At 38.8% G+C, this 6,108-nt stretch carries 4 protein-coding genes; 2 read left to right on the top strand and 2 right to left on the bottom strand.

Annotated elements, in window-relative coordinates; translation table 11 throughout:
* Positions 1-174: 174 nt before the first annotated feature.
* A complete protein-coding gene (locus AC0UMU_RS13075) occupies positions 175-1,245 on the bottom strand; it encodes an LptF/LptG family permease (RefSeq protein ID WP_009316810.1) in 1,071 nt (356 codons plus the stop codon).
* Positions 1,246-1,255: 10 nt separating this feature from the next.
* Positions 1,256-2,386, bottom strand: coding sequence for a tRNA guanosine(34) transglycosylase Tgt (tgt, locus tag AC0UMU_RS13070; protein ID WP_278715071.1), 1,131 nt, complete (start codon positions 2,384-2,386; stop codon positions 1,256-1,258).
* A gap of 247 nt (positions 2,387-2,633) precedes the next feature.
* Here tgt and AC0UMU_RS13065 point away from each other — a divergent pair, with 247 nt between their 5' ends.
* Positions 2,634-3,143: a hypothetical protein gene (locus AC0UMU_RS13065; protein ID WP_278715069.1), complete on the top strand. Its 510-nt coding sequence runs from the start codon at positions 2,634-2,636 to the stop codon at positions 3,141-3,143.
* A 301-nt stretch (positions 3,144-3,444) separates the two neighbouring features.
* Positions 3,445-6,033, top strand: a complete 2,589-nt coding sequence (clpB, locus tag AC0UMU_RS13060) for an ATP-dependent chaperone ClpB (RefSeq protein WP_288641980.1) — start codon at positions 3,445-3,447, stop codon at positions 6,031-6,033.
* Positions 6,034-6,108: the final 75 nt, after the last annotated feature.

Here is a 6,108-nt window from a genome sequence, read left to right as displayed (position 1 = left end):
ACACAGAAAAAGAGCAATAATAATGGCATATAAAGTGATTATACTCTATCGACTTCATATGCCATCTTATTTTTTAGGGACATTTACTGAATATCCCTTTGTACGTATATTTTATTAGAACAACAAAGAAATATAAATTCGCTTTCTTTGTTGTTCATTTTTATACTCTGTAATTTATTTCGGAGCTTTTCGATAAAGATAAACAGCTATAATACTATATACGATATTGGGTAACCATACGGCAACACGCGGAGATGTTGCTCCGGATACGGCAAAAGTTGACGAAACGGTACTGAAAAGGATATAAGAAAAACTTAAAAGCAGGCCGATACCGATATTGACACCCATTCCTCCTTTGACTTTTCTCGAAGAGAGGGACATCCCGATTACGGTAAGGATAAAAGAGGCTGCCGTCATTGCAAATCGTTTCTCGTATTCAATTTCAAAATCTTTGATATTGGCTACACCACGTTTTTTTTGTCTGTCGATGTATGTTTTCAGTGCGCTGGTCGTCATTAATTCACTGTCATATCTGGATATGAGGAAATCTGAAGGTTCTATGGTGATGATAGAATCTAAGCGGCTACCCCGAGTTAGCTCTTCCCGCATTCCATTAAAATTTCGGATCATATAATCTTTTATAATCCAATGGTATGCAGAATCATAAGTAACAGTTTGAGCAGTTAGTCTCGATTTCAAAATTTTTCCTTCGAACTTTTCTAAAGAGAAACGATAGCCGGTCTTCGTATTATTATCGTATCGACTCATATAAGCGATTACACCGGGTTCTACTTGTAACTGTATATTGCTGGCATAATCCACTTTTTTGTTTTTTACATATTTGTTTTGAAACTCGATACGGGTGACATTAGCAGGAGGGATTACATAGCTGTTAAGATAAAATGTAACACCTGCGATAATCGCTGCCGAAATCATATAGGGAATCATCAATCTTCTGAAACTTATACCGCTGGATAACATGGCGATGATTTCAGAATTATCGGCAAGCTTGGATGTAAAGAAAATAACGGCGATAAAAGTGAATAGCGGACTGAATAAGTTGGCGAAATAGGGGATGAAATTCAAATAATAATCTACGACTATGGCTTTTAACGGAGCGTTGAGGAACGAATCCAGTTTTTCATTTATGTCGAAGACTACCGCAATCGATATGATAAGAGCAATGGCGAAAAAATAAGTCCCCAAAAATTTCTTGATAATATATATGTCGATTTTTTTTAGCATGCGATAATGTTTATAACCGGTGTGTAACCCGTATTATCATCTCGTCTTTCCAAGTTTTAAAAGTACCGTTCAGAATATGTTTTCGGGCTTCTTGAGTAAGCCATACATAAAAAGCGAGGTTGTGCACCGATGCAATTTGCATGGCGAGAATTTCGTTACTGATAAACAGATGCCTTAGGTAAGCTTTCGAGTATTGATGATCTACATAGGATGTGCCGTCCGGATCGATAGGTGAAAAATCGTCCGCCCATTTTTTATTCCGCATGTTCATGATCCCGTTTGCTGTAAATAACATTCCGTTGCGACCGTTGCGAGTAGGCATTACACAGTCGAACATATCGACACCGCGTTCTATTCCTTCCAGAATATTTGCAGGAGTTCCTACACCCATGAGATAACGGGGTTTATCGGTCGGCAATATTTCGTTTACGACATCGATCATTTCATACATCTTTTCTGTCGGTTCTCCGACAGCCAGACCTCCGATGGCATTCCCGTCAGCCCCTAACTGAGCTACATGTTTTGCCGCATCTTTACGCAAGTCGGGATATACACATCCTTGTACGATCGGAAAAAATGTTTGTTTGTATCCGTATTTGCCCTCTGTTTCGCAAAAATGTTTCCATCCTCGTTCTAACCAGCGTTGCGTAAGTTGTAAAGATTTCTTTGCATAAGAGTAGTCTGATTGTCCGGAAGGGCACTCATCTAAAGCCATCATAATATCCGAGCCGATAATGCGTTGAATATCTACAACTTTCTCAGGTGTAAAAAGGTGTTTCGAACCATCTATATGAGAACGGAAATGTGCCCCTTCTTCAGTTAACTTCCGGTTTTCTGAAAGAGAAAAAACTTGAAATCCTCCGCTGTCGGTAAGAATAGGTCTGTCCCAACCGTTAAATTTATGCAGCCCTCCGGCTTTCTCCAAAGTATCGAGACCGGGTCTTAAATAAAGATGGTATGTATTTCCTAATATAATTTGGGCTTTTATATCCTCTTTCAGTTCATGCAGATGCACGGCTTTCACCGATGCGACAGTACCTACCGGCATAAATATAGGAGTGTTGATACATCCGTGATCTGTAGTTATTTTCCCCGCTCTGGCACGACTGCAAGGATCGGTATATTGTAATTCGAAGTCCATTCTTTTATTTAAAATTTGTCGCAAATATACTGCTTTTTAAAGATAGAATTGCTATCCGCAACAGATAGAATATCGAAAATTCTCTATGAAAAGATAAAATTTATCTTCAAGATAAGAAGTTTTGTCTTTAGATGTTTTTTTACAGGTGTTTTTTGTTTCTTATTGTTCAAGTAGGTTAATGAAAAATGATTTTCTCTTTTTCCCTGGATGATAAAATATATTTGTATAAAAATTACTCAATGTTATTATGATACGGAAGGCGGTACTTGTTTGGTCGTATTTTGTCGGACTGATTTTATATCCGTCGTACATGTCTGCGCAAGAACCGCCCGTAGAGACTCCGAAATTACTTTTTGATGGAAAAACATTTGCACTTCCGCTTGAAAGCCCGGTATTGCAAAAGCGTCAAATTGCAGACACGCTTTTAGTAGGGATGCCGATAGAGGCGTATATAGAACCGTTGAATCTTAAACTGTCGGAGTATAAGTTTGCCTTACCTAATAATCCTTCTCAGACAATAAAGCGGGCATTACTTATTCATATGGCGAATTATAAGGGAGATGAGGAGCAAAACGCATTAATGTTGAGAGCAAAAAATAATGTAGCTCAAATGTTGAATTTATCAGGAGCTAAACGAACGAAAAGTGTTGGTTTCAGTCTTGATCCGGTCTATTATATCCGGCATCGGAAGGAGATTAAAAGTGCTGAGAGAGCGCGGTTGATCATCCAGGATCTGAATAAATTAGATTCTAAATAACACCTTTTATATAAATAGACTCTTTGAAGAAGTATTAGTTTACTGCTTCTTCTTTATTGTTTGTCGAACAAAGCTGAACTCGAGTTGTTATAGGTGATATAGGTCAAAATGTCAGTTTATGGAACTGTTTAAGTGTAAATACATTTTTTTATCGGTAGGTTGTTCGTAATCTTTAATGTGGTCATTTTGTCATTTTAACCGATTGGTTACCAGTATTTTTGTCCGTAAATTCATTTGGCATCCCTTTTGCGAATAACTTCTTGAATTTAACTAAAAAAAGAATGGAAAGGAGAAAAAAGATATGAACTTTAATAATTTTACAATCAAATCGCAAGAAGCTGTTCAGAAAGCAGTCGAGATAACTTCTGCCAATGGACAGCAGGCTATCGAGCCGGTACACTTGCTGAAAGGTGTTGTTGATGTAGGAGAAAGCCTTGTCAATTATATTTTTCAGAAATTAGGCGTTAATGTCAACTTACTGAAAACAGCGGTTGATCGGGAGATTGCCTCTTTACCTAAGGTGAGTGGCGGTGAACCTTATTTGAGTCGTGAAACAAATGCGGTATTGCAGAAAGCTTCTGACTACTCTTCTAAAATGGGAGATCAGTTTGTTGCTTTAGAGTCTATTCTAATGGCTCTATTACAGACAAAAAGTTCTGCATCGTCTTTTATGAAAGATGCCGGAATTAACGAAAAAGAATTGGGAGCGGCTATTGATGAATTGAGAAAGGGACAAAGTGTAAAGGATGCTTCTGCTGAAGATACTTATAATGCTTTGAGTAAGTATGCAATTAACTTGAATGAACGTGCCCGTACCGGAAAACTTGATCCTGTTATCGGACGAGATGATGAAATTCGTAGGGTATTGCAGATATTAAGTCGGCGTACGAAAAATAATCCTATATTAATAGGAGAGCCGGGTACTGGTAAAACTGCCATAGCAGAAGGTTTGGCTCACAGAATTGTACGTGGTGATGTTCCTGAAAATCTGAAAAGTAAACAGATATATTCTTTGGACATGGGAGCTTTGGTTGCTGGAGCTAAATATAAAGGCGAGTTTGAAGAACGACTCAAAGCTGTTGTTAATGAGGTAACTCAGGCTGAAGGAGAGATTATTCTTTTTATAGATGAAATACATACTTTAGTCGGTGCGGGAAAAGGTGAGGGGGCAATGGATGCCGCTAATATCTTAAAACCTGCATTGGCAAGAGGAGAACTTCGTTCGATCGGAGCTACTACTTTAGATGAGTATCAGAAATATTTTGAAAAAGATAAGGCTCTTGAACGTCGTTTCCAAATTGTTATGGTCGATGAACCTGATGAATTGAGTACGATTTCGATTTTGAGAGGTTTAAAAGAACGGTATGAAAATCACCACAAAGTGCGTATTAAAGATGATGCGATCATTGCTGCCGTCCAACTGTCCGAACGATATATTACAGATCGGTTTTTACCGGATAAGGCAATCGATTTAATGGATGAAGCTGCCGCCAAGTTGCGTCTTGAGGTAGATTCTGTTCCTGAGGCTTTGGATGAGATTTCTCGTCGTATCAAACAGTTGGAAATCGAACGGGAGGCGATCAAAAGAGAAAATGATAAAGATAAGCTGAAGACGTTGAATGAGGAAATTGCCAATTTGAAAGAGGAAGAAACGAAATTTAAAGCTAAGTGGGAATCCGAAAAGGAATTGGTCAATAAAATTCAGCAAAACAAAATCGATATAGAGAACCTTAAGTTTGAGGCCGACCGTGCGGAGAGAGAGGGCGATTATGAAAAAGTCGCTGAAATACGGTATGCAAAGATTACGGCCAAAGAACAAGAAATAAAAGATGTTCAGGAAAAACTGAAGACTTTGCAAGGCGGAGCTGCCATGATCAAGGAAGAGGTGGATGCGGAAGATATTGCCGATGTCGTTTCCAGATGGACGGGAATTCCTGTCAGCAAGATGATGCAGAGTGAAAAAGAAAAACTGCTTCATCTGGAAGAAGAACTTCATAAACGTGTAGTCGGGCAGGAAGAAGCAATACAGGCTGTTTCGGATGCAGTTCGTCGTAGTCGTGCGGGACTGAGTGATCCGCGTCGTCCGATAGGCTCATTTATTTTCTTGGGAACTACGGGTGTCGGAAAAACAGAGTTGGCAAAAGCTTTGGCGGAATATTTGTTTGACGATGAAAATATGATGACCCGTATCGATATGAGTGAGTATCAAGACAAATTCAGTGTGACCCGTCTTATCGGATCGCCTCCCGGATATGTCGGATATGAAGAAGGCGGGCAGTTGACCGAAGCGATACGGCGTAAACCGTACTCGGTAGTGTTGTTCGACGAAATAGAAAAGGCTCATCCCGATATTTTCAATATTTTATTGCAAGTGTTGGATGACGGACGTTTGACCGATAATAAGGGGCGTTTGGTGAATTTCAAGAATACGATTATCATCATGACTTCCAATATGGGATCAAGTCTTATTCGGGAGAATTTCGAGAAAATTACACCCGAAAATAAAGATGAAATTACAGAAATGACCAAACGTCAGGTTTTGGATTTGTTGAAGCAGTCTATACGTCCTGAGTTCCTGAATCGTATCGACGAAACGATTATGTTTACTCCTCTTAATGAAAAAGAGATCGAACAGATTGTTGCAATGCAACTTAAAGGAATTGAGAAATTGTTGGCTTCGAATGGTGTGAAACTGGATATTACACCGGCAGCTTTGGCATTTGTCGCTAAAGAAGGTTATGATCCGCAATTCGGTGCTCGTCCCGTAAAACGTATCATTCACCGATATATATTGAATCAATTGTCAAAAGATTTATTGGCTCAGAAAGTAGATAAAAGCAAACCCATAGTTATCGATGCTGATGAAAACGGGTTGGTATTTAGAAATTAATTGATATTTCTATAATAGAGGAAGGTGTCTAAAAAGGATGCCTTCTTTTTTTTGTCATGCCGCCCTTTTATTATC

This window comes from Coprobacter fastidiosus, assembly GCF_982245605.1.
Note: the sequence above shows the minus strand (reverse complement) of the source record. Positions and strands in the feature narration are given on the sequence as shown.

Excerpts from the sequence above, each read along its gene's own strand:
- AC0UMU_RS13075 (WP_009316810.1), bottom strand. The coding sequence starts at position 1,245 with ATGCTAAAAAAAATCGACATATATATTATCAAGAAATTTTTGGGGACT.
- tgt (WP_278715071.1), bottom strand. The coding sequence starts at position 2,386 with ATGGACTTCGAATTACAATATACCGATCCTTGCAGTCGTGCCAGAGCG.
- AC0UMU_RS13065 (WP_278715069.1), top strand. The coding sequence starts at position 2,634 with ATGATACGGAAGGCGGTACTTGTTTGGTCGTATTTTGTCGGACTGATT.
- clpB (WP_288641980.1), top strand. The coding sequence starts at position 3,445 with ATGAACTTTAATAATTTTACAATCAAATCGCAAGAAGCTGTTCAGAAA.